Below are 25,614 nucleotides of genomic sequence, written 5' to 3' on the forward strand. Positions count from 1 at the left end.
TGATACCCTGCTATTGTAGTCCCAATTTAATTCTTCTGGGCAACATTTATTGGGTCTGGACTATCTCTTCAGGCGTAAAAAAGCCGCCCGGCTTTGCAGCGGGGCGGCCTGGCTGGCATGCGGCTGGATCAGGCGGCAGGCTTGCGGCGTGCCATGAAGCCCAGCAAGCCCAGGCCCAGCAGCATCATGGCGTAGGTTTCCGGTTCGGGCACGGCGGCCATCACCGATACATTGTCCAGGTAAGAGCCGTAGGTAGGTGCGGACACGGGGCCGATCGACTCGAAGCGCAGCACGGTGGAGGCGCCCAGCGCCGTCAGGTTCTGGCTGTAGGTCTGCCAGGTGCCGCCCGTGTTGCCGACCAGTGCAGTCGGTGTCAGCAGGGTCGAACCCCAGTAGACATTCATCAGGCTGCTGGCGCCGCCCGGGGTATCGGGACGGCCCGAGTAGGCGAACGACAGCGCGTAGGTGCCGCCGGCCGTGGTGGCGATCGTCTGGTAGGTGGACGACAGGCTTTCCGTGTTCAATTCCAGGTACTGCATGCCATCGGCGGCGACAGGGTTGAAGCCGCTCAGGCCGCCTTGCGTGGCACCCTTCTGGATTTCAAAGGCCGTGTTGCCGCTGACGGACGAGGTCCATCCCGTGACTGCGCTCAGCTGCGCGTAAGGCGAGGAGATGGCATTGCTTTCAAAACTGCCGTTGACCACCAGTTCGGTCGCGGCGTTGGCGGCGCCGGCGGTGACCAGGGTGGCCAGTGCGGCAATCTTCAGCAAGGTGGCAGGCGTATTCATGTGAGCTCTCGTTTTAGTTGATTAAAAGATCATTTAATTTCTTAAATGACATTTAAAGAATATCACCAAAAATCACCAAAAGAACACGCGCTCGCTGAAAATATTTGTAATTGTGAAATCATTTATGGCTGTGGTGCAATTGATTTCCATGGTGAACTAATTGCAATTCCGCTCCAGAGCGAGCGCGGCCTTGAGCGTGCTTGCAGTAGAGAATTTTTGTGACATCGTGGGCGAAAAAAAACCTGCACCATTACAACAATGGCGCAGGTTTTTGCCTGCCGCAAGCGTGCGCGTCGGCCTATCGATGCGATAGACGGTGCGGCGTTTCAGTTCAGAACGCCAAGCGGCCTTGCAAGTACACCATGCGCGGCGCGCCCACCATCTTGCCCAGGTTGCCGTCTGACGTGCGCGTGAAATAGCGCTTGTCCGTCAGGTTGTTGACGCCGGCCACCAGCTCCAGGCCATTCTGGCCCGGCACTTTCCATTTCGCCTGCGTGTTCCAGGTGCGGTAGCCGGGAATGACGCCCAGGTTGCCTGCCGCATTTTCTGCTACGGTATTGGCTTCGTCGGCAAACTGGCGGCTCTGGTGGCTGCTCGACAAATCGAAGCCCCACGCGCCCAGCTGGTAGTGCGCGCCGATGGTATCCGTATTGCGCGAATAGAAGGGGACGTCGTTGCCGGCGTTCACGCCATCCTGCAAGGTTGCCTTGGTGTAGCTGTAGGTGGCGTAGGCGTTCAAGCCGGCCAGCGGGCCGGACTTGTCGAAGTGGTAGTCGACGGCCGATTCCAGGCCCCGGTGATGCGTGGCGCCCACGTTGTAAAAGACGGCGTTTTCGCCGCTACCGACGGACTGGATCTGGTTGTCGAACTTGATGTTGAACAGGGTTGCCTCGGCCGACAATTGGCCGCTCTTCCAGCGCGCGCCCAGTTCGGCCGTTTTCGCCAGTTCCGGCTGCAGCGGATTCTTGCTTGATTGCGAGTTCAGCTGCGTGTTTTGCACGGCGCCAAACGAGCTGTTGTAGTTGCTGAACAGGGTCACATTGTTGTTGAGCAAGTAGGCCACGTTCAGCGACGGCAGGGCCTTGTTGTTGAGCAGTTCGATTTTCTGGTCGACCGGCAAGTGGTTGAAGCGTTCCGTCTTGATGTGCTCGTAGCGCACGCCCGGCGTGATGCGCCACGCATCGATGGCGATCTTGTCGTCGATATACACGGCTTGCGCATCGGTCGAGTTATCGGCGAAGCGCGTCGGCGCCTGCTGCACGCCCGTGGCGATGACGACGTTGTAGATGGTTTCATCGGCGCGCTCGGCCAGGTAGCGGTAGCCGACGGTGACGTCCTGCGAGACCTTGCCCGTGATGAAACGTTGCGTATAGCGCGGTTCGATGGCCGTGGTTTCATAGTTGCGCGGCTGGTGGCCCAGGCCCGTGCGACCGTTATTGATGAGGGTGCTTTCGCGCGAGCTCTTGTTGTAGTAGCCGCGCACTTCGAATTCCTGCGTGCTGGAAATGGCATTCAGGTAGCCGATGTCGAAGGCCTTGCGTTCGCCGCTCCAGTAGTCGGTCGGGCGCGTGTTCTGGAACGGGTCCTGCTTGTATTGCGCCGCGGTCAGGCCGCCCGGCGTACGCGACGTCACGTCGTAGTAGGACAGCTTGCCGTACACCTCGGCGGTAGGGCTCAGGTCGTAGCGGAATTTCAGGGCGAAGTCGTTGACCTTTTCATCGCTGCCCACGCGCCAGTCGCTGCCGCGGATGCCCGAGTACAGCACGGCCAGGCCCAGGCCATTGTCGAGCTGGGTGCCGGCAAAGACACTGGCCTGCGTGTTGTGGCCCACTTCGCTGTACGAGTTGTAGCGCACGGTGGCGTCGCCCGTGACGCCGGGCGTGGTGGGTACGCGGCGCGTCTTGAAGTTGATGATGCCGCCCACGTTTTGCGGACCGAAGCGCACAGCGCCGCCGCCGCGCACCACGTCGACCGTCTCGACATTGGCCAGGCTGACGGGCGCGAACGACAATTGCGGCTGGCCATACGGCGCCACCGCCATCGGGATACCGTCGAGCAAGATCGTGCTGCGCGGCGAGTAGCGTCCGGTCAGGCCGCGCACGCCGATATTGAGCGATACGGCGCTGCCGGCGCTGCCCGAATTGTCGCTGATCTGCACGCCGGGAATGCGGCGCATCACGTCGCTGAGGCTGGCCGCGCCCGAGTTCTCGATCTCGTCCTTTTGCACCACCGTGCGGGCGCCGGCGAAATTCTTCGTGCTGGCGGCCATGCTGGTGCCCAGCAAGTTGCCGCTGACCTTGATCGATTCAATGATGGAGCCGGCCTCATTGGCTGTGCTGGCGGTATTGGCGTCCTGCGCCTGGGCTGCCAGGGGTGCGCCCAGGCAGGCCAGGGCGATGGCCAGCGCGCACGGGCGCAGCGAGAAAGGAAGTGGGGAAAAAGTGGCAGCCATGCATGAATCTCCGTAATGACGATGGTTGCGCGGGCAGTCAGGCGGCGCGACAGCATCGTGGCGTAGGCATCCGGCGCAAGGGGATAAGAATGATAATGATTCTCATTTTATCCGTCAATTGCGCAAACTGCGTAGGCCCGGCTTTACCTGCTGGAGCGGGGAGAAGTGTTGCTGGCGCGGTACAGTGGCGTTTGCATTGCCGTTTGGCTACAGTGCTCGGGTGCGGCGGCATTCTGCGCGCTTCTTGTATACTGCCGCTTTTGCAGCCGCCAGACGTGAACGTACAATGAGCCAGATAACTGAACCGATACCAGGCAGTTCCAGCGTGGAACGCCGCCAGGGCGAGCAGCCTGCCGCCGCCGCGCGCAAGCTCAATTTGCTGGTGGTCGATGACAACCAGGAAGTGGGCGAATCGCTGGCCATGCTGCTCGAAGCGCTGGGCCACCACGTGGTGGTGGTGCGCAACTGGCAGATGGCCGTCGAGCAAGTCAAGCTGTGCGTGCCCGACGCCGTCTACCTCGACATCGAGATGCCCGGCATCAGCGGCATCGAGATCGGCCGCCGCCTGCACAACAATCCTGACACGGCAAATGCCGCGCTGATTGCCGTTACCGGCCACAGCTTGCCCATGTATATGGATGACGCGCTGGCCGTGGGCTTCCGCCACTTCCTCGTCAAGCCCGTGCGCATGGAAGACCTGGCGACGACGGTGCAGTCCGTGCTGGCGGGCTGATCAGCCTGCCGCCTGGCCGTCCCGTATTGCCGCTTCGGCCCGCGCCGTCAGGGCGTCGAGTTCCTCCTGCGTCGGCTGCAGGCTGCCGTCCACCATGCGCGCGAGCAGCGCCGCCAGCTCTGCCTGCACGGCCCGCACGCTGGCCGGCAGCGCGGCGGGAGCCGTCTCAAGCAGTACCTCCAGCCGCACGCTGGCATGGACGAAGCGTCCCATGGTGCTAAAGTAGGCAGTATCGTGCATAGTGTCTTTCAGTTAATTTCTTCCAGTATGCACGCCTTTTATCGCCACCGCTACGGCCGGCTCAAGGACCATTGCTGGTTGTTCGCATTGGTCAGGTTCCACTGGATGATCTGCGCGTTTTCCGCCATGCTCAAATTTAATACGTCCAGGGTCAGGTTGCTGTAGCGGTTGCTGATCGTCTGGTAGCCGGAGGCGGGACTGGCGAAGCGCCATTGCTGGCCCAGTCCGCCCCAGTAGCTCCATTGCGCGATGTTCGTGCCGGCCGTGGTCGAGTTGTTGTAGTCGTCCAGTCCCAGCAGGCTGTTCGCGTTGATCAGGCTGTAATACCCGTCGCCATGTCCCACCACATACCATTGCTGGTGTTTGGCCCCCGTATACGTTTGCTGCTGCACCAGCGCGCCATTGACCGTGCTGGCGCCCGCCACAGCCATGGCCTTGCCGCTCAGCCGCGAGCGCAGTACGGTCGGTCCGTCGGAAATGCCGCCGCAGCTGGCCACCGTGAAATTGCGCGTCAGGCTGGGCCAGCCGCCGCTGTAGCTCATTTTCAATATGTCGAGCTTGGCCGCGCCATTGTCGTTGACGTCGTAGTAGTGGATGGACGTGTAGTTGCAGCCATCCTGCTTGAGCACGCCGATATGCCCCGGCCCCTTGTACTTGCCATCGAGATTGGGCAGCACCGTGCGCGTGCCGCTGTACGGCCCCGTCACGCTGCTGGCGCGCTGCACTTCCACGTAATAGGTGCTGGCGGCGCCCTGGCAGCATTTGCCGCGGTTGACGAACAGATAGTAATACTCGCCGTCGCGCGTGATGTAGGGCGCTTCGATATCCTTGCCGCCGCCCCCGAGAATGGTGGTGACGTTGCCCGTGGTCTTGCCCGTGGCCTGGTTGATTTCCGTCACGCCGATGCCGCCGAAGAACGAGCCATACGACATGTAGACCTTGCCGTCGTAATCGCGGAACAGGGCAGGGTCGATGGCATTGATTTCCGCGCCGCCGCCATACGATTGCACGACGATGCCCAGGTCCGTCCAGCTGGGGTTTTTCAGCGAGGCCGAGCGGGCCACGCCGATGGCCGACACGGAAGTGCCGAAGGTCGATACCGAGTAATACAGATAATAGTAGCCGTTCATGTGGATCACATCCGGCGCCCAGTACGAGCCGCCGAAGTTGGGAATTTTATTCGCAATCCAGGCCGGCGGCGTGCTGAAAACGGGCGCCGGGCCGGCCGACCAGTTCAGCATGTCGGTCGAACTGGAATACCAGATGCCGTTGCCGGTGGTGAAATTGAAATACGTATCGCCGTCGCGCGTCAGGGTGCCGGGATCGTGCGCGTTCGGTACGCCCGTCAGGTTGACCGCCTGCGCGTGGGCGCAGAACATCAGGCAGAGTGCTGCCAGCAATTGTTTCATCGTTGTCTCCATGCTGTTTTTATGATGCGGTCGATGCCGCACCCCAGAGTAGGGCGATGGTCAAATTTGCACTAATGAATTTTTTGCAGGAAGCGATACCGGGGCCGGTATCGGAGAGGGATAAAAAACGGGCGCCGGAATAGAAAAAGCCCGGTTCGAAAACCGGGCTCTTCATTATTCTGTGGGGTGGCTGATGGGGCTCGAACCCACGACAACAGGAATCACAATCCTGGACTCTACCAACTGAGCTACAGCCACCACTGTCTTACTTACCTGTTTAGCTGTTTTGCTGAACAGGTGCCGAATTATACAAAGAACTCGGCAAAGTGGCAAATCTAAATGCAGTCTTTTTTAAAGAATCGAAAGATTGCATGAAAACGGTCGCTTTGGCTGGCACCGCTCACACGGGGACGTGGGCGACGGGCGGCTGCAAGTCCAGCAAACCGGCGAAAGCTGTCGCCAGCGATTCGACGCTTGCCGTCGTGTAGCCCTGCAGCCGGGGCGCATCGCTGCTGCTGCTACGGCGCAAGCCGGCCGCGTCGAGCAGCCGGGCCAGCTGGCGCGCCACGGCTTCGCCCGTGTCGACCAGGGTGATGGTTTCCTGCGTGTGCGCGCGCACCGTGCGCTCGATGGCGTCCTGCACGAACGGGTAGTGAGTGCAGCCCAGCACCAGGGTATCGACGCCTTGTGCCAGCACGGGCGCGATGTAGCGTTCCAGCATGGCGCTGGTGGCGTCCAGCGGGTCGTTGCCCAGCGCGCATTGCTCAATGCGGTCGGCCAGGCCGATGCACGGCTGCAAGATGAAGGTGGCGCCCGTCGCGTTGCTCACCTGTTCGCGCAGGGCCAGCAGCTTGTCGCCGCGCAAGGTGCGCTCGGTGGCCAGCACCCCGATCTTGCCGTTGCGGCTGATGGCGGCCGCTGGTTTGAGGCCCGGCTCGACGCCGACGATGGGCAACTCCGGGTAGCGCGCGCGCAAGGCCTTGATGGCGGAGATGGTGGCCGTGTTGCAGGCCACCACCAGCGCCTTGGCGCCTTGCTCTAATAAATACGCGGCGATCGCCAGCGAGCGGTCGATCACTTGCTGTTCCGTCTTGTCGCCATACGGCGCGTAGGCCGAATCGGCAAAGTAAATCAGGTCTTCCTGTGGCAGCTGCGCGCGGATATGGCGCAGCACCGACAGGCCGCCCACGCCGGAGTCGAAGACGCCGATGGGCAGCATGACTGTCGGGGTCAGACCCGCCGGGGAAATCTGCTCCAGTGGAGCAGATTCCGATCCCGACGGGACTGACCCCGGATTTGCGCTATTACTTAAGGTAAAAGTCATATTAAGCCGAGGCCGATGAAAATAAAAAAACGCCGCGCTAGGTTGCCGCGCGGCGTTAATGGTAGAGCTTGTTTAAGCAACCGTCACGGGAATCTTGCTGACGCTATTGAGTTGCTCGATCTTCGCCTGCCATTCTTTCGGGCCCGTGTTGTGCACCGACGTGCCCTTCGAGTCCACGGCCACCGTCACCGGCATGTCGACGACGTCGAATTCGTAGATGGCTTCCATGCCCATGTCGGCAAAGCCCAGCACTTTCGCGCCCTTGATGGCTTTCGACACCAGGTAGGCGGAGCCGCCCACGGCCATCAGGTAGGCCGACTGGTGCTTCTGGATCGACTCGATGGCGACCGGGCCGCGCTCGGCCTTGCCGATCATGGCGATCAGGCCGGTTTTTTCCAGCATCATGTCGGTGAACTTGTCCATGCGCGTGGCCGTCGTCGGGCCGGCAGGGCCCACCACTTCGTCGCGCACCGGATCGACCGGGCCGACGTAGTAGATCACGCGGTTTTTAAAGTCCACCGGCAATTCCTCGCCCTTGGCCAGCATGTCCTGGATGCGCTTGTGTGCGGCATCGCGGCCCGTCAGCATCTTGCCGTTCAACAGCAAGGTCTGGCCCGGCGTCCACGAAGCGACTTCTTCTTTCGTCAGGGTATTCAGGTCGACGCGCTTGGATTTTTCCGTGTCCGGCGCCCAGCTCACGTTTGGCCAGGTCGACAGTGGTGGCGGCGTCATGTAGGCAGGGCCGGAGCCGTCCAGCACGAAGTGGCCGTGGCGCGTGGCGGCGCAGTTCGGGATCATGGCGACCGGCTTCGACGCGGCGTGCGTCGGGTGCATCATGATCTTGACGTCCAGCACGGTGGTCAGGCCGCCCAGGCCTTGCGCGCCGATGCCCAGCGAGTTGATCTTGTCGCACAGTTCGATGCGCAGCTCTTCCAGCTTGTTCTGCGGGCCGCGCTGTTTCAGCTCGTACATGTCGATGTCTTCCATCAACACTTCTTTTGCCATCAGCATGGCTTTTTCGGCCGTGCCGCCGATGCCGATGCCCAGCATGCCAGGCGGGCACCAGCCGGCGCCCATGGTCGGCACCGTTTTCATGACCCAGTCGACCAGCGAGTCGGACGGGTTCATCATGATCATCTTCGACTTGTTTTCCGAACCGCCGCCCTTGGCAGCGACCTTCACGTCGACGGTATTGCCTTCGACCAGTTCCATGTGCACCACGGCTGGCGTGTTGTCCTTGGTGTTCTTGCGGTCGAAGTGCGGGTCGGCCACGATGGAAGCGCGCAGCTTGTTGTCGTCGAAGTTGTACGCGCGGCGCACGCCTTCGTTGACGGCGTCGGTGACGGTGCCGGAGAAGCCTTCGAAGCGCACGCCCATGCCGATTTTCAGGAAGACGTTGACGATACCCGTATCCTGGCAAATCGGACGCTTGCCTTCCGCGCACATGCGCGAGTTGGTCAGGATTTGCGCGATCGCATCTTTCGCCGCCGGGCTTTGCTCCGCCTCATAGGCGCGCGCCAGGTGCTCGATGTAATCAGCAGGGTGGTAGTAGCTAATGTACTGCAACGCTGCGGCGACGGATTCGATCAGGTCTTCTTGCTTTATGACAGTCATGGTGTTCTCGCGGTAGATAAGAAGGGTAAGACTTTGATGCTGTTTACTTGATGCTGTGTGCTGCTTGCTAATCAGTATAGGAGCGCCAGAAAAATGTTCAGGGCAAGGCAACAACGCCCTGGACTTTTTATGGACACTCCTTAATGCGGTCGTGCCTGGTTTTGCGTTACCGTCATGATGCGGTCGGTGTACGCGATGGCCATGGCGGAAATGATGAAGACCATGTGGATTACCGTTTGCGCGATGATCACTTCCATCTTGTAGGAATTGGCATTGATAAATGTCTTCAACAGGTGGATGGACGAGATACCGATGATGGCCATCGCCAATTTCGTCTTCAGCACGGAAGCATTGACATGCGACAGCCATTCCGGCTGGTCTGGGTGGTCATCGAGGTGCATGCGCGAAACGAAGGTTTCGTAGCCGCCAATAATGACCATGATCAGCAGGTTCGAAATCATCACCACGTCGATCAGGCCTAATACCACCAGCATGATGGTCGCTTCGTTCAGCTTGGTCGGCAGGGCGCTGCCCGGCACGGCAACGGCCGTCAGCACGTGCTGCAGGGCCGCGTCATTGCCGAACACGGCGCCGATCAGGTCGGACAATTCCACCCAGAAATGGAAGACATACACGCATTGTGCGAGGATCAGGCCCAGGTACAGCGGCAACTGCAGCCAGCGCGACATGAAGATGAAGGCGGACAGTGGGCGCAGCTTGGTATGTTTGGTGGATGGTGGTAGGTGGTCGATCATGTGGGGGTTTCCTGGGGGAGTAAATACCAATTTTTGGCATGCCCGACATTTTACACTTGCTGTTGATTACTGCGCATGGCCTTGCTCCTGATTATTAGCTTTGATGAAACACGAAGTGGTATTGAAGCTTCGGCGTAGCGTGCATTTCCCCAGCGAAAATACTGTACGGCGTCCCCTTGACTCCTATTGCAGAAGGCGCTTATGGTTAGCCTTGATAGGGGTAAAACGCGGCATAAACGCGACATGTAAGGCGTCCGTAAGACACGGAGCCTATCGTGTTAGCAAACAATTACTACACTGGAGACAAGCATGAGCGCTACAGAAAACCAAGGGCAGGGCACGCAGCAGCAAGGACCGGAAGAGTCGCGCGTGTTTGAACCATCGGCGGCGTTTGCCGCCCAAGCCACCATTTCCGGCATGGCCGCCTACCACGCCATGGTGAAAGAGGCGGAAACCGACTACGAAGGCTTCTGGGCCCGTCTGGCGCGTGAAAACCTGAGCTGGAAAAAGCCTTTCACCCGCACCCTGAACGAAGACAACGCGCCGTTCTACAAATGGTTCGAGGACGGCCAGCTGAACGTGTCGTACAACTGCCTCGATCGCAACATTGAAAACGGCCTGGGCGACAAGACCGCCATCATCTTCGAAGCGGACGACGGTACCGTCACCAAGGCAAGCTATAAAGAGCTGCACGAAAAAGTCTGCAAGTTCGCCAACGGCCTGAAAGCCAAGGGCATTGCCAAGGGCGACCGCGTGATCATCTATATGTCGATGTCCGTCGAAGGCGTTGCTGCAATGCAAGCCTGCGCACGCATCGGCGCCACCCACTCCGTCGTTTTCGGCGGCTTCTCGGCGAAATCCCTGCAGGAACGCATCATCGACGCGGGCGCCGTGGCCGTCATCACCGGCGACGAGCAATTGCGCGGCGGCAAAAAGCTGCCATTGAAAGCCATCGTCGACGAAGCGCTGGCGCTGGGCGGCTGCGACTGCGTGAAAAACGTCATCGTGTACAAGCGCACGGGCAGCGACCTGCCGATGGTGTCCGGCCGCGACACTTGGCTGCACGACCTGGTCGAAGGCCAGAGCGCGCAATGCGAGCCGGAATGGGTCGATGCCGAGCATCCACTGTTCATTCTGTATACGTCCGGCTCGACCGGCACGCCAAAAGGCGTGCAGCATTCGAGCGGCGGCTACCTGCTGTGGGCCGCGCTGACGATGAAGTGGAGCTTCGACATCAAGCCGGACGATGTCTTCTGGTGCACGGCCGACATCGGCTGGGTGACGGGCCACAGCTACATCGCGTACGGCCCGATGGCCGTGGGCGCCACGCAAGTGGTGTTCGAAGGCATCCCGACCTACCCGAACGCGGGCCGCTTCTGGGAAACCATCAAGAAGCACAACGTCAGCATTTTCTACACGGCGCCAACGGCCATCCGTTCGCTGATCAAGGCCGCTGACGTGGACCCGAAAGTCCACCCAAGCAACTACGACCTGTCCAGCTTGCGCCTGCTGGGTTCGGTCGGCGAGCCGATCAATCCGGAAGCGTGGATGTGGTACTACAAGAACATCGGCGGCGAGAAGTGCCCGATCGTCGATACCTTCTGGCAAACGGAAACGGGCGGCCACATGATCACCCCATTGCCGGGCGCGACGCCGATGGTGCCCGGTTCCTGCACCCTGCCATTGCCGGGCATCATGGCCGCCATCGTCGACGAAGCAGGCCAGGACGTGCCGAACGGCCAGGGCGGCATCCTGGTGGTGAAGCGCCCGTGGCCATCGATGATCCGCACGATCTGGAACAACCCGGAGCGCTTCAAGTCCAGCTACTTCCCGGAAGAGCTGGGCGGCAAGATGTACCTGGCAGGCGACGGCGCCATCCGCAACAAGGACACCGGCTACTTCACCATCACGGGCCGCATCGATGACGTCTTGAACGTGTCGGGCCACCGCATGGGCACAATGGAAATCGAATCGGCGCTGGTCGCTAACCCGCTGGTGGCCGAAGCGGCCGTGGTGGGCCGTCCGGACGACACGACAGGCGAATCGATCTGCGCCTTCGTGGTGCTCAAGCAAGCGCGTCCGACGGGCGAGGAAGCCAAGAAGCTGGCCCTGGAGCTGCGCAACTGGGTCGGCAAGGAAATCGGCCCGATCGCGAAACCGAAGGAAATCCGCTTCGGCGACAACCTGCCGAAAACCCGCTCCGGCAAAATCATGCGCCGCCTGCTGCGCGTGCTGGCCAAGGGCGAGACGATCACGCAGGACGTCTCGACCCTGGAAAACCCGGCCATCCTGGAGCAACTGAAGGAAGCTTCCTGATGTTGCTTGGGTAGTCGAAACCCAAACCAACATCCGGGGTCGGACCCTGAGGGTCTGACCCCAGCCATTACCGGGTTACTGTAAAGAAGCAGGACTTTTACCCCACGGTAAATAACTTTGGCAGTCCGTAGAATCTTTGCTATAATCTGCGGCTTCGCGACAAGCGAGAAATAGTAAGCAATGTAAGCAAGACACATTGCCTGCAGGAGAGGTGGATGAGTGGTTGAAGTCGCACGCCTGGAAAGCGTGTATAGGTTCATAGCCTATCGGGGGTTCGAATCCCCCTCTCTCCGCCACGGATAGTAATTAAGTAAGATCAGGACGTCTCAGGAAGTCCCTCAAAAACCGCTTAGAGCCTTGATTCTAAGCGGTTTTTTCGTTTCCGGACGTTGCACAGCGTCCCAGGACATCAACCTCAAGTAGGCGCAAGTTTGGGGGCTTCTCGTACTCAGCCATTGCCGCTTGCCCCAAAAATTCAAAAAAACGACTATATTGATCTTTACAGCATGCCGCGCAGGAGGTTTGCCATGCCAAAGATCATTGCTCCGTTGACAGATTTACTCATCCGCAACGCCAAGCCACGCGAGCGGCCGTACAAAATGTTCGATGGTGACGGCATGTATCTCGTCGTCGCGCCAACCGGTTCCCGCATCTGGCGTTTCAAGTTCCGGCAGGCCAACGGCAAAGAGAATACGCTGACGTTCGGTCCTTACCCGGAAATCACCTTGCAGGACGCACGAGAAAAGCGCCTGGCGACACGCCGCTTGCTGCTGCAAGGGATCGACCCCGCCAAGCATCGCGACGACGCCAAACGCCTGGCAAAGGATAAGGCGTCCAACACGTTCGAAAAAATCGCGCGCGAGTGGCATGGCAACAAAGTGCCGACCTGGAGCGAACGCACAGCCAAGAACACCATCCAGCGCCTGCAAGCGGACATCTTTCCAGCCATCGGCCGCATGCCGATCGATGAGATAAAGCACCGCGATCTGATTGCCGCGCTGCGCAAGATCGAGGAGCGTGGCGCAAGCGAAGTCGCCCATCGCCTGAGAGCGGTATGTGCGTCAATTTTCAGCTACGCAATTCAATGCGGATTCACAGAGCGCAATCTGGTCACCGATATGAAGGATGTGTTGAAGACCGTCCGCTCCGGACACTTCGCCGCCATCAACGCCGACGAGCTACCGCAGTTTCTGGCCATTCTGGACCGCAACGAAGCACGCATGTTCGCGCCGACCCGCATTGCTCTGCGTCTGATGCTGCTGTGCTTTGTGCGCACCAGCGAGTTGATCGAGACGCCCTGGAGTGAAATCGACCTGGAGCGCGGCGAGTGGGTCATTCCATGGCAACGCATGAAGCGCGGCAAGCTGACCGTCAATCCGGATATGACCAACCATCACGTATGCCTGTCGCGCCAGGCGCTGGAGCTGCTGCGTGAACTGCATGCGATCACGGGCCGCAGCAAGTACCTGTTCCCGAATCAGCGCGACCACGAAAAGCCGATCAGCAATAACACGATACTGGTGGCGCTTGGACGCATGGGATACAAGGGCAAGATGACCGGCCATGGCTTCCGGGCGCTGGCCATGAGCACCATCAAGGAGCGCCTGGGCTACCGGCACGAAGTCGTGGACCGGCAACTGGCACATGCACCAAAGGATAAGGTGGCCAGCGCCTATGACCGGGCGCAGTTCCTGGCGGAACGGCGCAAGATGATGCAGGATTGGGCCGACTACATCGATGCCGTCAGCGGCAAGGGAGCGCCGCCGCAGGCGCCCAGATTAACGCTGGTCAGCGGTGAATTCAGCCGGGATGGCGGAACAGGAGGGCACCATGTCTAAGTATGTACTGCGCCTCACGGATGCGCTTATTAAGCAAGCTGCTCCGAAGGACAAATTATATAAACTTCCCGATGGGGCTGGTCTGTACATCGAAGTGCAGCCCAGCGGCAGCAAGATCTGGCGCATGAAGTATCGCCAGCAAGGCGGTGGTGAAAGCGTTCTGACTTTTGGCCGGTATCCCGAAGTCTCCATCGCCAAGGCCCGCGAACACAGGCTTGCAGCGCATCAGATGCTGGAGCGGAAGCAGGACCCGAGCACAGAATTCAATCGAGAAAAATTGCAGCCACTGCCAAAGCCTATTCCAATCGACGAAATATTCGATGAGCCGGAGTGGGGCCATGTGCAGACCAGTGTTCTGCGGGCGACCCTGCTCGCTATCCGTCACCTCGAAACCGCCTTATTTCCTGCATTGAAGCGCATTTCCATCAGTGAAGCACAGCACAGTATCCAGCAAGCAGCCATTCGGCAAATTGAACAGGACGGTTTGCAGGTCGTTTCCCGTCAGCTGGAGGGTGTCGCGACGGCGCTCGCTGCCAGCTATTTACGTAACGGTATGAGCATGGACCAATTGGTTAGTGCGATGAAGGAGTCAAGGAGGCGGGTACGTCGTGAGTCCGACAGCGTGCATTAGCTATCGGAGTCTTTGTCCAGGCTGCAATTCTGCGTACTACCAAAAGCGCACTTGACGAAACGAACCGCTTGCAAACGTCGTTAACCGGCATAGAATGAAGCTCTCTTATGTGGGAATCGCTCCCACGAGGGCATGCTTCGAGCATGTCCCTATGCTTAGCGGCATAGGCGTTGCGGTCGTTACCCGTCATCATGATACATAGCAGTTTCTGCTAGATATATCGCCGGGCCATGCAGAAGCATGCACATCTCGGCACGATAAAGCGCTGTCTTCAGCGTCTTCATATCCCACAATCCGCAAGACGGATTGCCCGGATGATTGCGCCCGTTGGGCGCTTCCTCAAACAGGAGCAAGACTCCTGCCCCGATTGGTTCGCATGCCCCGCGAGGTAGCGCACCGTATGAAGCACAGCATGGCTTTGCCGCACGCCGCACCGTCAGCAGAAATGCCAGCGATGCGATGCCATTGCGGCTGCCGCCAGCGCATGTGCTTCAGAGTCGCCAGTATCGTCACCGCGAGTGCGATGCTGGCTTATATGCCGTCACATGCCATGGCTACGTGCGCGCGTCGTTACTGGCGGCGTGCTGCCAGTGACGACGCGCCGCCGACGGCATAGGCCAAGGCGGCAAGCGGAATTCCACCGCGTGATGTTGTTCAGTGATGGGGCCAGGCGCCCCACATCGCAGGCAAGCCCTGCGATGTCCTTTGCCCGCTACGGGCTGATTAGTAGAAGTTGATCCGTGCACGATGTGCACTCCATGGACCCTGGGTGATTGGTCCCCGCTGCGGCAGCTTCCTCCGGGAGCGCGCAGCGGTGCCACACGCGCATGCGGCGCGGGCAGGCAGTAACAGCAACCGCATACACGGGAGTGGTGTCCCGAGGCCCTTGATTCAACCTTTTCTGCTGAGGCAGTGAGGGGGGGCAGAAACACTTACCAGACAGGATTACACCACGCAACATTGATGTGGAAACCCAAGATCGAAGGGATGACTTTGCCATGCGCGACTTGAACTACCAGCTCAAGCAACTGTGTCACCGCAACCGGGATGGCAGCTTTGCGACGCAGGCCGACCGCGAGCGCTTATTAAACCTGTGCGCCAACGACCTGGCGGAGCGGGGCTTCCAGCATATGAGCGTGGACAGTCTGAAGCCGAAGCATGTGGCGGCGCTGCTCGACAAGTGGAAACAGGACGGTGTCAGTACCGGAACGATCAAGAATCGCATGAGCGCCTTGCGCTGGTGGGCCGAGAAGATCGGCAAGGAAAACATCATTGCGCGCACCAACGGCGAATACGGCATCGCGGAGCGGGTGTTTGTTACCAATGTTTCGAAGGCGAAGGTGCTCGACGCCGACACGCTGGCCCGCGTGAACGATCCGTATACGCGCATGTCGCTGCAGCTGCAGGCGGCGTTTGGTTTGCGGCGCGAGGAAAGCATCAAGTTCAAGCCGGGATGGGCCGATGGCGGGAGCATTTTGCGGCTGCAGGATAGCTGGACTAAAGGCGGCAAGTACCGGGAGGTGCCGATTGCCACCATGCAGCAGCGCGCCGTGCTGGATGTGGCCAAGGCGCTGGCGGGCAAAGGCAGCTTGATTCCGGCGCAGTTGCGCTATCGGGACCAGTTGAACCGCTTTCGGGCGCAGTGCGACAAGGCGGGCCTCCATGGCGTGCATGGACTGCGCCATGAGTACGCGCAGCGGCGCTATGCCGAGTTGACTGGCCGACCTTGTCCAGCTTGTGGCGGCCTGACTTCGAGACAGCTGGATGCTTCACAAAAGTTGGCGGATAACGCTGCGCGCCTGAAGATTTCGACGGAGATGGGGCATGGCCGTGAACAGGTCACGTCTATCTACCTGGGGAGATGAGCCCCCACTTGTATCAGGGCCGCAGCGCATGGAATAGAAGAGATGCAGAAGGGGCAGCGCTGGCGCTGCCGGAATGATCGCGGAGAGTCGGCATGACTCTCCATTGTTTGCTGTTCATCAATCGAAGGAGAATCTCATGACCACGACTAAAAAATTCCTCCGCTTGCCTGCGGTAATCCAAGCCACGGGCTGGTCCCGCGCCACAATCTGGCGCAAGGTGAAGGCAGGCGTCTTGCCAGCGCCGATTCCCATTGGCCCCAAGTCCATCGCCTGGGACGCAGAGGAGATCGCTCAATGGCAGCAGCGCTGTATTGACGCTAGGCGTGGAGTCGCTTGAGTGGGAGTTTAGTGGCTGGATTAGAAGCGTCCCACCTCGTAAGACCTCACGAGGAGGGCCTACCGGCCCTCTCCGAATCGTCCAACTGCTGCCGCTGTGCGGCAGCCCCGCGCACATGTGGCGTGCGTTCGTGGTTCTAATTAGGTATCGACTGAGCATGCTTTTACGGCGTTCAAAGCATCAGTCTGTGTCCGAATGGCGGACCTGGCCCTTGCTCCTCTGATTTTCGGTTGAGCTTGGCTTCTGCGACGCCCAACGCATGTGTTTGTATTGGAATGGCAGACGTGATCCCGGCGCTGTATAGGACTGGTCCTATAGTTGTAAGACGTGCTACTCTTTGCTCATTAGAAATCACCTTTGGGCAAAAAAAATGCACGATCTCGCGGTATTTTCATTGCAGGCGTCGCTTACTGATTCTGAAGCCGAAGTACGACTCGCCGTGATAGACTCCCTAGTAGACATATGGCTATCGGACAAGGGTGCTTCTGACGCGAAGGCTCATGAAGGACAGTTTAAGTCGCTAGCTGGTGAAGGTGAGGGCAAGTTTACTCGGAAACTTACGGACACAAGCGTTGGTAGCCTTAGGGAAATACAGTTAGTTGAGACGATTGCCAGCGGTCAGATTTTCACGACAGTAATATACGCTGCAAAGCACCCGGCCTCCGTCACTATCTTTAGCTCGCTATCCGTAATGAGCGTCAACAATGTCATAACACCTGTCCAAGTCTATCCGCGTTGCCCTAAGGTCATACGGAGTCTTGTAGAGTCATTCAATGATTGGACTTTGGGCGGGCGGCCAGTGCCTGCACCGAAAGCGATTGAGGCTTTCGATGAATCTGCAGCTTTAGATCTCTGTGACCTTTTGCAGAGTCCGGCAAGAAATTTGCCCATCATAGTTGTCTCTGTAGATCCAGACGAAGTTGTTTGGTCTGAACTTGCGCACGAATTGTCTAGGGACTTGGTTGGCATTGCTCAGGTTGTTGCTGTAAACGAAGAGGGGTCCTGGGTACTCACCGACGAGCTAGGGAAGCAGAACTCTTGCTACTTGGGGGCGGTGCGACTGTATTGGCCCGTTGCAACGCAAGGTGCTGCGGGGCTCAAAGGCACCGTTTGGACGGCAGCCCATCTTATTGATGCTTTTGGTGAGGGAGTTCCTGGCATGAGGCGGTTCTTGTCTCAGATGCGCCGAACAGCGATGTCAACAGCCGCGTTGACTATCGCCCCACCGCAGATAATTGGAAAGATTCAAAGCGCTGCTACGCATGAGCGCTTTCTAACATTGGGGGCGGAAGCCCGCGAGAAAGAACTCGGATCGATTGTTGATGAAAACTCACAGCTTGTCTTGCAACTGAACGAAGCCAGGGAGCAGATAGCCGAGTTACAACGGAGGTTAGCGTATTCGCGCAACACCGGCGGGAGCGACGACAACGTGAACGAGGGGCAAACGGCACCTCTCCCACAGGCTGCTAATGTGCATACGCCGCCCGCAGCAGGTGAGCTTCGACATTACAAGAAGATTGGGAAGAAAGGGGAAGTTGACAATCTCGTAGTCACGAAGGCATGCAACCACAACGAAAGCACATGGAGGCCAGCTTTTAAGGCCATTCAAGCGGAAAAAGGGGTGCAAAAGTTGGAAGGGCGCGACAACTGGAAGAGCCTTCAAAAATGCAGCGCTTGTACAGGTGGCGGACGTTGGCGCGTTCAGTGGTAACAAAGGTGAGAGAGGCAGCCCAAGCCCTCGCATTTTTGGATGGAGGGCGAAAACTTCATTGCTGTGGTTCAAAGCAGTTAGAATGCTGCCACGCTGAGCTGGCTGGGACTAGCGAGAAAAGAGGATAACGTGGAAAAGTTGAGTGTTGACATTGCGCAATTGGATCTGGATGTGCTGAATCCCCGCATAAAAGTTGAGGACAATCAGACCGAAGCCATGCGTAGTCTTCTGGCAGTAGAGAAGGACGGAGAGAAGGTCTTCGAGTTAGCACGTGATATTTGCGAAATCGGCATGCTTGATCCAGGTGACCGATTGTATGTTGTGGCGGCTCCAGGACAACTTGGACGATACATCGTCTTAGAAGGTAATCGACGGCTCACAGCATTGAGATTGCTCTCACGGCCAGGCATGATTGATCGCGAGGATATTGGCTTAAATAGCGCAATGCGCAACAAATTTAAGCGGTTGCAGACAGAACATGCTGGCCGCTGGCCGGTTATTGTCGATATTGTCGTTTTTGAAGATCGCGCTACTGCAAATCGTTTTATCCGGCTTCGCCATACAGGTGAAAATGCTGGCGCAGGCCGAAGCGCGTGGTCTTCGCTGCAGGTAGCGCGCTTCGATAACACGGGTTTGTGGCAATGTTTAGAATTCCTGCGAACTGAGCGCGCACTTGATCTTGTGGTAATCAATGCACTAGACCAAAGCGCATTTAATATCACCAATTTTGATCGTGTAAGCGGAACTCAAGAATTTCAGAAGCGCTTTGGTGTTTCAATTGGAAACTTTACCTTTAAGATCACTGGCGATGCGCGTAAAGCTAAAGTGGCCCTCAATCGTTTGGCTTGTGACGTAGTAAGTGGTCGTGTGGATTCACGCGGTGAATTTGCCCAAGCAAAAGGTATGGCTAACTACCTTGCTGAGCTAGATGCTTTTGCATCCGAAGTTCCAAAGAGCCCTGACGAGCAACCCGCTCCGCCGACAAACGTGACGCCCATTCGACCAATTGGGCAAGGGGGCGATGATGACATTACTTCCAATCCCGCCCACCCACAAGGCGGCAATGCTGGTTTCGCAGATGTAGATGATCATACACCGCCGTTTGCTAACCCCTCGCCAACATCAGCTACCGCAGCTGGACAGGGAAATGATGAAACGAGTTTGAAGCCTCCGCGGAAGCAGAGGATGTCGAAGTATCTGATCGACAAAAAAGACTTAATTACCGTCAGTAATCAAAAATGTCGTGGAATCGTAGACGAGTTAAAGACCGAGGTCGAGGTGCAAAGAGCGCCATTTGCCTGCGCCTTGCTCTTGCGGACATTGCAAGAGTTAAGTGCCGAGCTTTATTTGTTGTCTTTTTCGCAGAAAACATCAAATAATGCAGCGAATATAGATGCTGCCGCTAATCACCTTCTTGGGAACGCACACGCCTCGGATCCCCACAATCGTTTGGAACTGGCGAAAGCGTTTCAGGAATCGCGAAATATATATGGCAACCTCTCAGCAACTGCACATAATACGATCAGCACAGTTAGTTCAGATCATGTACGACATACTTGGAGTAGCTTAAAAGGCGGCATGGATCTATTGTGGAAACGAATATATGCTCAAGAATTGGCAAAAAAAGCAGCAGCGGCAGCATGATAGCACGTGGTAGTAATGGCAAAAAATAGAACCCCTTTACGGTATCCTGGTGGTAAGGCTCGACTTCGTCCTTACTTAGAGAAGTTAATTTCTCAGAACCGTCTTTATGACGCCCATTACGTCGAACCATTTTGCGGTGGTGCAGGGTTAGCATTACAATTACTGATGGATTACGTTGTTACCGCAATACATATCAACGATTTGGATCCCGCAGTCTACGCTTTTTGGAGCAGCGTCGTTGATGAGACGGATTTACTTTGTACATTGATTGCGGATACGCCTTGCACCATGGATACCTGGTATGCCCAACGAGAGGTTTGGAAGAATCCCACCCACTCCTCAAAATTGGAACTTGCCTTCGCTACATTCTTTCTTAATCGTACTAATCGTTCCGGCATTCTCGATGCGGGAGTAATCGGAGGGAAACTTCAAAATGGGCAGTGGAAAATTGATGCCCGTTATAATAAGGACGAGCTTGTAGCTCGTATTGAGGAAATCGGTAAGTTTCGATCAAGAATTAAGGTCTATAACAAGGAAGCGTTGTCTTTTTTAGGTGAGCTAACTCCTCAACTTCCAGAGAAGTCGTTGGTTTATTTGGATCCACCTTATGTTGAAAAGGGGCCGGGTTTATACTTAAATCATTACGATGAGTTGGATCATAGACGTCTTGCCGAATGGGTTCGTAGTAACCTTGAATTGCCTTGGATGGTTTCTTATGATGACCATGGTCTTATTCGTGAATGTTACGATGGCTGCCTGGAGGCATCAATTAATCTTCCTTATAGCGCATTCGGTAATTCTCGTCGTGGAACTGAGTTGATTTACTTTTCCGAGGGGCTTCAAATTCCTGACATGAGTGCACGTAAGTCACGGTATCATCAGCCGTGGCAAGAATTTTGTAAATAAATTTAAATCGGCAATTTAAATTCAGGAAAGAAGAGATGTAGCATGTAACGTAAAGGCCCATCGATTTAATGGGTCTTTGCCACGAAACATCTCCCCAGAATTTGGACAAATGGCCGGGTGTCAAAATCGACCCTGTGCACAATAAGCATGCCTAGTTTATAAAAAGACGGGGGGCGTCACTCTGATAGGCTAGGAACGTGGGCCGGGGGCAGGTCCGCCATTTGGACACGGGCTGATGCATTGAGCACTGCAGAAGCCCAGTCAATTAGAGCAACGAACACACGTCCTCGGAACGCGATGCTGCCGACAAAGACCTAAGGTCTTCTACTCCAACCACTGTACCAATCCGTGTCCAAATGGCGGATCTGACTCCGTCGCGCTTAAAGGATCAGCTTCTAATAATTCTGCGATGACTTGATCAGCGGTACGTATGCGCATATTATTGAATTTTCGTTAGTTAACTACGGCAATAAATTACTGGTCGAACGCCCATTTCAAAGCAACCGCCCATAAATGCGCTCAGTAAATAAAATATTTGAAGATCGGTTTCGTTGCCTAGGGAAGAACCCACGCGCGAGATTAGTTTTGTAAAAAAACTCTTCTTGTAATCTGGAATTACGATCGCGGACTGATAAAGCGTGTTGGGACTGAGTGCTGCATTTTCCCAAGCATTCGTAAATATTCGAATTGTTGAATTGGGTAATGTCGAGGTGAAACGTGGAATATCTGTTGCAACGTGTCCTTCGGGCAGCACGTATTTCTGCGTCCACGCCTTTTGTCGCTCTTTGAATTCTGGATCAGATGAAAGCGTGCGAGCTCTCCCCAAATTTTTCAACGCTTGGGCAACCACTATTTGCAGGCCTCCGGCTCCAGATGAAGTGCGTGAATTAAGTACTGGCGTATCTCGCTTATCCATTTTAGCATGGTACCAAGTGGCAATCGGATTGCCATTGTTTAAGTGAAGTCCGAAAAAATCCCCCCATTCATTAGTGCCATCATCACAAATTAGGTATTCTACATCTTTGCATAATCCGTTCACGATTGAGTAAAATGCAGAATTCACATCATGGAATTTACTATTGCCGTTGGGGTTTCCCTTTTCCGAGGACGCCGTCATGAAAATGTCAGTTCCAAAGATTATATTGCCTAGAATTTTTGCTGAATCCTTAATGCTGCCTATTCCCAGTAGCCCTTCTTTGCAGAAAAATAATGACGGGTCTGAAAATGTAATTCTAAAAGCCTTTTCTCTATCGATTATTGAGCTTATCGGTTCGTTATCAAATTTTATGTCGCACTTTGGAAGGGATACGTTGCAAGTTTTAGTTCGGGGCGTAACTTTTATATTTCGAATAATCGATCTTCCAGGGGCGCTGCTATGACCATCCTGTGGATTGATTTTTGTCAGTATAAAAGGCTCAGTAAAATCTTTTATTATTTTTTCAAACAACTCATCGTGCGACATACCGGCATTGGATGTGAGTCTTTTCGCTCCATCGCTTCGGAAAATTATATCTATTAAGTGAATATCAAACAAAATAGACTTAGGCTCCGCTCCAACTAGGCTAGCTTTCTCTTGTGCGAATCGACTTAGAGCACTATCTTTGGGCTGCGAGTTATGTATGCAGAATATCAATTGTGCAATCGTACTTTCCCAATCGTTGAAAGTGAGAGAGGTCAGTCCTAAGCTAAGTTTATTAGAAGATGCTGCGACAGAAGCTCTACTTGTTCCAAATTCAGATTTAATATCTGCAACTTTAACTCTAGCTGCTATAGTCCTATACGTTCCAGCAGGACTTAAATTATTAGCTGTATCGAAAGATTCGACAGTTTTTGCACGTAGTTCATACTTTGACGTTGTCATATACTTCATATGAATCGTCTCAATGCGACTTGCTTGGTTAGTTATGCTTTCTACTATTTTTCTGAATGGGACTTCGTTAGGTGGCTTTAACGCGTCGATAAATTCACACTCAAATGGATCACCGATATGAAGTCGTTGAACAAAGCAATAGAACTTATTTTCAATTTCAATTTCCGAAATTATGATGTAGCCAATTTTAAGCTCGATCTCGCCAGATTTCAGAAAACTAGGCTCTCCGCTAAATCCCACACACATCCAAGAGGTTTTTAGAGCCAGCTCAACTCCATTTAAGTTTATAGTTTTTTTCTCAAAAATGGCACTTATGCTCAAGCCAGAATTCAGTATGCGGTTCTCGTCATCTGAAATTTTTTGAAGAAGCTCTTTTAATGTTTTCTCCATTTGAGCCTGAGTAAACTGTAGTGCAGGCGTATAGACTATCCCCGATACCGGTAATGATGCAGAGGTTCGCAGGTCGAGAAGAGGTTGATGCGTTTGGTCGTTTACGTTGTGCATGTATAGGTCCCTGTCCCAGATGACCTACTTTAAACTCAAAATGTACTAATAGCAACTTTTATGTCGTGGTAGATATATTAACTTCTATAGTAATAGCGTGATCCGCATATGTTTTCATCGCACGCACAAAAAAATTATTTAGCTTGTGTACCCATTCTTAATGGCGTTTTCAGAGGATTGTCACCACGGTGGCGTTCATTTCCTCTACCTGTTCACCGACTTCCTGCCGTTTGACAGGTAATAGTCTGCTAGCGGACCAACAAAACCAGCAAATTTGTGAAGGAATCCTGCTTCGCTTTCATGGCCATCCCGATGAACCGCGATCTATTTTTTGCCAACTGCTAACTCAGCGTCTGCCCCCATGTGCCTGCACCATGAGTTTTGTCTGAAGAGTCAATGGGGATAGACTGACAAGGTTATATCAGGTCGGTAATAGCTGTCATTGCACTCGATGCCCTATCTATTCGTGTCGCAGTTGGGGCTATGCTTGGCAGTTCCTTGAGTGCTAGGGTACGCTTGTATGCTGGAAGATCTGATGGCTGATGACGCATGTCGTGCTTCGCATTCGGGACCGATGGGACAGACCATTACATTCCCGCCTACACCCAGTTGTCCAGTGGCGGCAATTCGGCGTAGACGCAGGGTTTCCGTGCCTACGCAAAAAGCTTTGAAGGCTCATAACGTACGCATACGTCGCCCAGACCCTCGACAAGCTGCCGCATTTTCACCTGCAGCGCGACGCCTGCAGACCTGCATGAACACTCGGTTTCCAGGGCTAGGCAAGAAGGTTCCCAAGCCCCTCCACCTCGTCAAGAGCCACTGTTCATGCGGCTCTGAAGCGCATGAGTCTGCGATCACACCAAAACTCCACCTTAATCAACAAGTTACGCGCCATCACATTTTCGACCCCACATCGAGTCAAAAAAGCTGCTGATACGGGCGTAGGATGTCTAGTCAGAAAAATCTAAGTGTTTGTTTGTCTGCGGTGGTGTCACTTTGTCCGAAGAGTAGTACCAGCAAACCATATTTTTGTTGCTGAAGCACGAGGGCTCGCGTCTCCTTGCGTCAAAAAGTCACACGCGACTGGCCGCTTTCGCCCCGAAGCGGACGTACGTAACAAGGAATAGTGTAGAAGTTGCCCGAATCGCAATCCCGGAGCGTGTCCGGTCGAACCATTTGTTACGTCCCATCTTTGATGTGGAAGTCGATGAATCGCCGTAGACCATATCGCTCCGCCGGCTGCGATGATATCTCGAATGCCGTTTTGGTTTGCCAGTGCGTCAATCCACTTCCGGTCGGAAAGACATCTTGTGATGCCTTAGCCCACTGAATTTCGATGCAGTTTGGCGTACTTCCCACCTTCCGAACCTTTCCAAACGCTACGATCTTGCCCTCTTCGCCTTTTAGTTTTCCAAGCACAACACCATCCCCAGGTCTGAGCTTGCGCGCAATGTCGTCGTAAGTATTGGATAGGCCAGCAACCGCGACGGGCGGAGGCAGTTCGCCCATCGCGACGAGCGCGTCCAGTTGCTGCTCAGTCGGTATCTCGAATTTCCAGAATTTCACATTTTTCTCCCATTGAGTTAACAGCCCGCTTTAGTGGGGTCGCTTGAATGATGGGCAGGCGGATGCTTCATAAAATTCTGCGATTTTTAGCGGACACATCGCTTGCCAATTTGTGCTGTAGACGTCTTCGTGATCACGCGATAGCCATCTACCCCCGGTTCGCTTTTGACTGAATCCTGCCGTTCGCTCCAGCATAGCAGGGTGCCAGGTTGAAAAATTCAATGATGGCCGCCACAGGCCGGTACGACCCAAAGCGGTCCTTCCGGGTACCTGTGGCCCACGGTTGCTTCGCCAAGATATACCGCTCGCGCCTGTATAGAATTGTTCGGGTAATCCGCTTTCCTCCAGCCCTTTTCTACTGAAGACGCCGCACGTTATCCCATTGGACCTGAAGTGCTTCCACTGAAGGACGGCGGTGCTTTTGCGGTGGCATGAAGAGCGGATTTCCTTCCAGAGCCCGATACATCGGCGCAGTAAGGATGGGACTGACCCACACGGTAAACTCCTCTGGATCGACGGCAACGAGTCCCAAGTCCCATAGGGTATGAATATCTGCACGTAACAGAAGGCCGTTCGTGATCGTGTTGGTCGCAGGGCCCAAGTAAGGCGTAATATGTGCAGCTTCCAGAACAGCTACGACGTCGCATCCTGAGATGGCACATTTTCCATCGAAAGCCTTAATCAGATCAGCCCGAAATTGAGGTTGGCCGCGCCGTTGCACCACGGAACGCAGTGTTCTATCGCGTGCATCCTCTTGATTGCCGGGATAGAATTCACTTTCGCCCTCAGTCCCAATCTCCTTGAGTAGCCCGCTAAACGGGCCATCCTCGTTAGCCTGCTGGGAGTCGTCCCTGTCTAGCTCAACGATGGTAAATCCACGCGATCTTAAGTATGTATTCGAAGGTCTGCCACCGTAAAAGGTGTTGGCCGGCGTATCGGTAGCGATGGAAATAATTTTTTTGGGCGGGTACAGCTGGCCTTTGTGATCAATCGCGTACGCATAGTTCTTATTCCGCTCCCAGCCGCTGTATTCGTCCGAACCCCGCCACTGCGCATCGAAAATCTGCATTGCTTCTTCCACCGCACTGCTTGCTACGTCCTTGATCTTCAT

The 25,614-nt window shown here is 55.6% G+C and carries 20 protein-coding genes and 2 tRNA genes; 11 read left to right on the forward strand and 11 right to left on the reverse strand.

All coding sequences use genetic code 11. From position 1 onward, the window contains the following. Nucleotides 1–128: 128 nt before the first annotated feature. Nucleotides 129–788 (reverse strand): FxDxF family PEP-CTERM protein, encoded by a 660-nt coding sequence (locus JaAD80_RS01275; protein ID WP_102292572.1) that lies wholly within the window; start codon nucleotides 786–788, stop codon nucleotides 129–131. A 45-nt stretch (nucleotides 789–833) separates the two neighbouring features. Between JaAD80_RS01275 and JaAD80_RS30510 the strand changes: the two genes are divergently transcribed. After that, nucleotides 834–1,010 (forward strand): hypothetical protein, encoded by a 177-nt coding sequence (locus JaAD80_RS30510; RefSeq protein WP_180979249.1) that lies wholly within the window; start codon nucleotides 834–836, stop codon nucleotides 1,008–1,010. Between the two features lie 109 nt (nucleotides 1,011–1,119). On the opposite strand, the gene JaAD80_RS01280 is transcribed toward JaAD80_RS30510, so the two are convergent. Beyond that, a complete protein-coding gene (locus JaAD80_RS01280) occupies nucleotides 1,120–3,240 on the reverse strand; it encodes a TonB-dependent siderophore receptor (RefSeq protein WP_102292525.1) in 2,121 nt (706 codons plus the stop codon). A 286-nt stretch (nucleotides 3,241–3,526) separates the two neighbouring features. Here JaAD80_RS01280 and JaAD80_RS01285 point away from each other — a divergent pair, with 286 nt between their 5' ends. Further along, on the forward strand, nucleotides 3,527–3,973 hold the full coding sequence (locus JaAD80_RS01285; RefSeq protein WP_102292526.1) for a response regulator: 447 nt from the start codon (nucleotides 3,527–3,529) through the stop codon (nucleotides 3,971–3,973). Here JaAD80_RS01285 and JaAD80_RS01290 read toward each other — a convergent pair whose 3' ends face one another. The 6 genes from JaAD80_RS01290 to JaAD80_RS01315 all read right to left on the reverse strand — a co-directional run bounded on the left by JaAD80_RS01290 (nucleotide 3,974) and on the right by JaAD80_RS01315 (nucleotide 9,315). Continuing rightward, the gene (locus JaAD80_RS01290; RefSeq protein WP_102292527.1) at nucleotides 3,974–4,213 is read right to left on the reverse strand and encodes a hypothetical protein; all 240 of its coding nucleotides are present in this window, start codon (nucleotides 4,211–4,213) and stop codon (nucleotides 3,974–3,976) included. It abuts the gene before it with no gap. Between the two features lie 50 nt (nucleotides 4,214–4,263). Beyond that, on the reverse strand, nucleotides 4,264–5,622 hold the full coding sequence (locus JaAD80_RS01295; RefSeq protein WP_102292528.1) for a family 43 glycosylhydrolase: 1,359 nt from the start codon (nucleotides 5,620–5,622) through the stop codon (nucleotides 4,264–4,266). Nucleotides 5,623–5,804: 182 nt separating this feature from the next. Continuing rightward, nucleotides 5,805–5,880 (reverse strand) — tRNA-His (locus tag JaAD80_RS01300). Nucleotides 5,881–6,022: 142 nt separating this feature from the next. Further along, nucleotides 6,023–6,841, reverse strand: a complete 819-nt coding sequence (murI, locus tag JaAD80_RS01305; protein ID WP_102292529.1) for a glutamate racemase — start codon at nucleotides 6,839–6,841, stop codon at nucleotides 6,023–6,025. Between the two features lie 177 nt (nucleotides 6,842–7,018). Further along, nucleotides 7,019–8,560, reverse strand: a complete 1,542-nt coding sequence (locus JaAD80_RS01310) for a fumarate hydratase (protein ID WP_092798220.1) — start codon at nucleotides 8,558–8,560, stop codon at nucleotides 7,019–7,021. Nucleotides 8,561–8,700: 140 nt separating this feature from the next. Beyond that, the gene (locus JaAD80_RS01315; RefSeq protein ID WP_102292530.1) at nucleotides 8,701–9,315 is read right to left on the reverse strand and encodes a YqhA family protein; all 615 of its coding nucleotides are present in this window, start codon (nucleotides 9,313–9,315) and stop codon (nucleotides 8,701–8,703) included. Between the two features lie 309 nt (nucleotides 9,316–9,624). Between JaAD80_RS01315 and acs the strand changes: the two genes are divergently transcribed. From acs to JaAD80_RS01355, 9 genes are all read left to right on the forward strand, one after another. Then, nucleotides 9,625–11,631 carry an acetate--CoA ligase gene (gene acs, locus JaAD80_RS01320; RefSeq protein ID WP_102292531.1) on the forward strand — a complete coding sequence of 669 codons (2,007 nt, stop codon included), beginning with the start codon at nucleotides 9,625–9,627 and terminating at the stop codon, nucleotides 11,629–11,631. A gap of 205 nt (nucleotides 11,632–11,836) precedes the next feature. Beyond that, a tRNA-Ser gene (locus tag JaAD80_RS01325) sits at nucleotides 11,837–11,927 on the forward strand. A gap of 231 nt (nucleotides 11,928–12,158) precedes the next feature. Further along, entirely contained in the window at nucleotides 12,159–13,469 is a 1,311-nt protein-coding gene (locus tag JaAD80_RS01330; protein WP_102292532.1) for an integrase arm-type DNA-binding domain-containing protein, read from the forward strand. After that, a complete protein-coding gene (locus JaAD80_RS01335) occupies nucleotides 13,462–14,100 on the forward strand; it encodes a DUF4102 domain-containing protein (protein WP_180979250.1) in 639 nt (212 codons plus the stop codon). Before JaAD80_RS01330 ends, JaAD80_RS01335 begins: the two co-directional genes overlap by 8 nt. Before the next feature lie 998 nt (nucleotides 14,101–15,098). Next, entirely contained in the window at nucleotides 15,099–15,965 is an 867-nt protein-coding gene (locus tag JaAD80_RS01340) for a phage integrase N-terminal domain-containing protein (protein ID WP_102292534.1), read from the forward strand. 136 nt (nucleotides 15,966–16,101) lie between these two features. Beyond that, nucleotides 16,102–16,302, forward strand: coding sequence for an AlpA family transcriptional regulator (locus tag JaAD80_RS01345; protein ID WP_102292573.1), 201 nt, complete (start codon nucleotides 16,102–16,104; stop codon nucleotides 16,300–16,302). 370 nt (nucleotides 16,303–16,672) lie between these two features. Then, nucleotides 16,673–18,013: a hypothetical protein gene (locus tag JaAD80_RS30055; RefSeq protein ID WP_146012217.1), complete on the forward strand. Its 1,341-nt coding sequence runs from the start codon at nucleotides 16,673–16,675 to the stop codon at nucleotides 18,011–18,013. A gap of 129 nt (nucleotides 18,014–18,142) precedes the next feature. Next, complete coding sequence (locus JaAD80_RS30060; RefSeq protein ID WP_146012218.1) at nucleotides 18,143–19,657, forward strand: ParB/Srx family N-terminal domain-containing protein; 1,515 nt, start codon at nucleotides 18,143–18,145, stop codon at nucleotides 19,655–19,657. A gap of 15 nt (nucleotides 19,658–19,672) precedes the next feature. Then, nucleotides 19,673–20,563, forward strand: coding sequence for a DNA adenine methylase (locus JaAD80_RS01355; RefSeq protein ID WP_102292536.1), 891 nt, complete (start codon nucleotides 19,673–19,675; stop codon nucleotides 20,561–20,563). A 457-nt stretch (nucleotides 20,564–21,020) separates the two neighbouring features. Here the strand turns inward: JaAD80_RS01355 and JaAD80_RS30065 are convergent, their stop codons facing one another. The 3 genes from JaAD80_RS30065 to JaAD80_RS01365 all read right to left on the reverse strand — a co-directional run bounded on the left by JaAD80_RS30065 (nucleotide 21,021) and on the right by JaAD80_RS01365 (nucleotide 25,614). Next, nucleotides 21,021–22,937 (reverse strand): hypothetical protein, encoded by a 1,917-nt coding sequence (locus JaAD80_RS30065; RefSeq protein WP_146012219.1) that lies wholly within the window; start codon nucleotides 22,935–22,937, stop codon nucleotides 21,021–21,023. 1,179 nt (nucleotides 22,938–24,116) lie between these two features. Then, the gene (locus JaAD80_RS01360; protein ID WP_102292537.1) at nucleotides 24,117–24,503 is read right to left on the reverse strand and encodes a hypothetical protein; all 387 of its coding nucleotides are present in this window, start codon (nucleotides 24,501–24,503) and stop codon (nucleotides 24,117–24,119) included. Between the two features lie 355 nt (nucleotides 24,504–24,858). Then, nucleotides 24,859–25,614 carry an HNH endonuclease gene (locus tag JaAD80_RS01365; RefSeq protein WP_102292538.1) on the reverse strand — a complete coding sequence of 252 codons (756 nt, stop codon included), beginning with the start codon at nucleotides 25,612–25,614 and terminating at the stop codon, nucleotides 24,859–24,861.

The organism is Janthinobacterium sp. AD80, from assembly GCF_002878455.1.
In the GTDB taxonomy this organism is placed as follows: domain Bacteria; phylum Pseudomonadota; class Gammaproteobacteria; order Burkholderiales; family Burkholderiaceae_D; genus Janthinobacterium.

Coding starts and splice junctions, on each gene's coding strand:
- murI (WP_102292529.1), bottom strand. CDS start 6,841: ATGCTGCCCATCGGCGTCTTCGACTCCGGCGTGGGCGGCCTGTCGGTG.
- JaAD80_RS01335 (WP_180979250.1), top strand. CDS start 13,462: ATGTCTAAGTATGTACTGCGCCTCACGGATGCGCTTATTAAGCAAGCT.
- JaAD80_RS01275 (WP_102292572.1), bottom strand. CDS start 788: ATGAATACGCCTGCCACCTTGCTGAAGATTGCCGCACTGGCCACCCTG.
- JaAD80_RS30055 (WP_146012217.1), top strand. CDS start 16,673: ATGCACGATCTCGCGGTATTTTCATTGCAGGCGTCGCTTACTGATTCT.
- JaAD80_RS01345 (WP_102292573.1), top strand. CDS start 16,102: ATGACCACGACTAAAAAATTCCTCCGCTTGCCTGCGGTAATCCAAGCC.
- JaAD80_RS01310 (WP_092798220.1), bottom strand. CDS start 8,560: ATGACTGTCATAAAGCAAGAAGACCTGATCGAATCCGTCGCCGCAGCG.
- JaAD80_RS01330 (WP_102292532.1), top strand. CDS start 12,159: ATGCCAAAGATCATTGCTCCGTTGACAGATTTACTCATCCGCAACGCC.
- JaAD80_RS01290 (WP_102292527.1), bottom strand. CDS start 4,213: ATGCACGATACTGCCTACTTTAGCACCATGGGACGCTTCGTCCATGCC.
- JaAD80_RS01365 (WP_102292538.1), bottom strand. CDS start 25,614: ATGAAGATCAAGGACGTAGCAAGCAGTGCGGTGGAAGAAGCAATGCAG.
- JaAD80_RS30065 (WP_146012219.1), bottom strand. CDS start 22,937: ATGCACAACGTAAACGACCAAACGCATCAACCTCTTCTCGACCTGCGA.
- JaAD80_RS01295 (WP_102292528.1), bottom strand. CDS start 5,622: ATGAAACAATTGCTGGCAGCACTCTGCCTGATGTTCTGCGCCCACGCG.
- JaAD80_RS01285 (WP_102292526.1), top strand. CDS start 3,527: ATGAGCCAGATAACTGAACCGATACCAGGCAGTTCCAGCGTGGAACGC.
- acs (WP_102292531.1), top strand. CDS start 9,625: ATGAGCGCTACAGAAAACCAAGGGCAGGGCACGCAGCAGCAAGGACCG.
- JaAD80_RS01340 (WP_102292534.1), top strand. CDS start 15,099: ATGCGCGACTTGAACTACCAGCTCAAGCAACTGTGTCACCGCAACCGG.
- JaAD80_RS01280 (WP_102292525.1), bottom strand. CDS start 3,240: ATGGCTGCCACTTTTTCCCCACTTCCTTTCTCGCTGCGCCCGTGCGCG.
- JaAD80_RS01315 (WP_102292530.1), bottom strand. CDS start 9,315: ATGATCGACCACCTACCACCATCCACCAAACATACCAAGCTGCGCCCA.
- JaAD80_RS30510 (WP_180979249.1), top strand. CDS start 834: ATGACATTTAAAGAATATCACCAAAAATCACCAAAAGAACACGCGCTC.
- JaAD80_RS01355 (WP_102292536.1), top strand. CDS start 19,673: ATGGCAAAAAATAGAACCCCTTTACGGTATCCTGGTGGTAAGGCTCGA.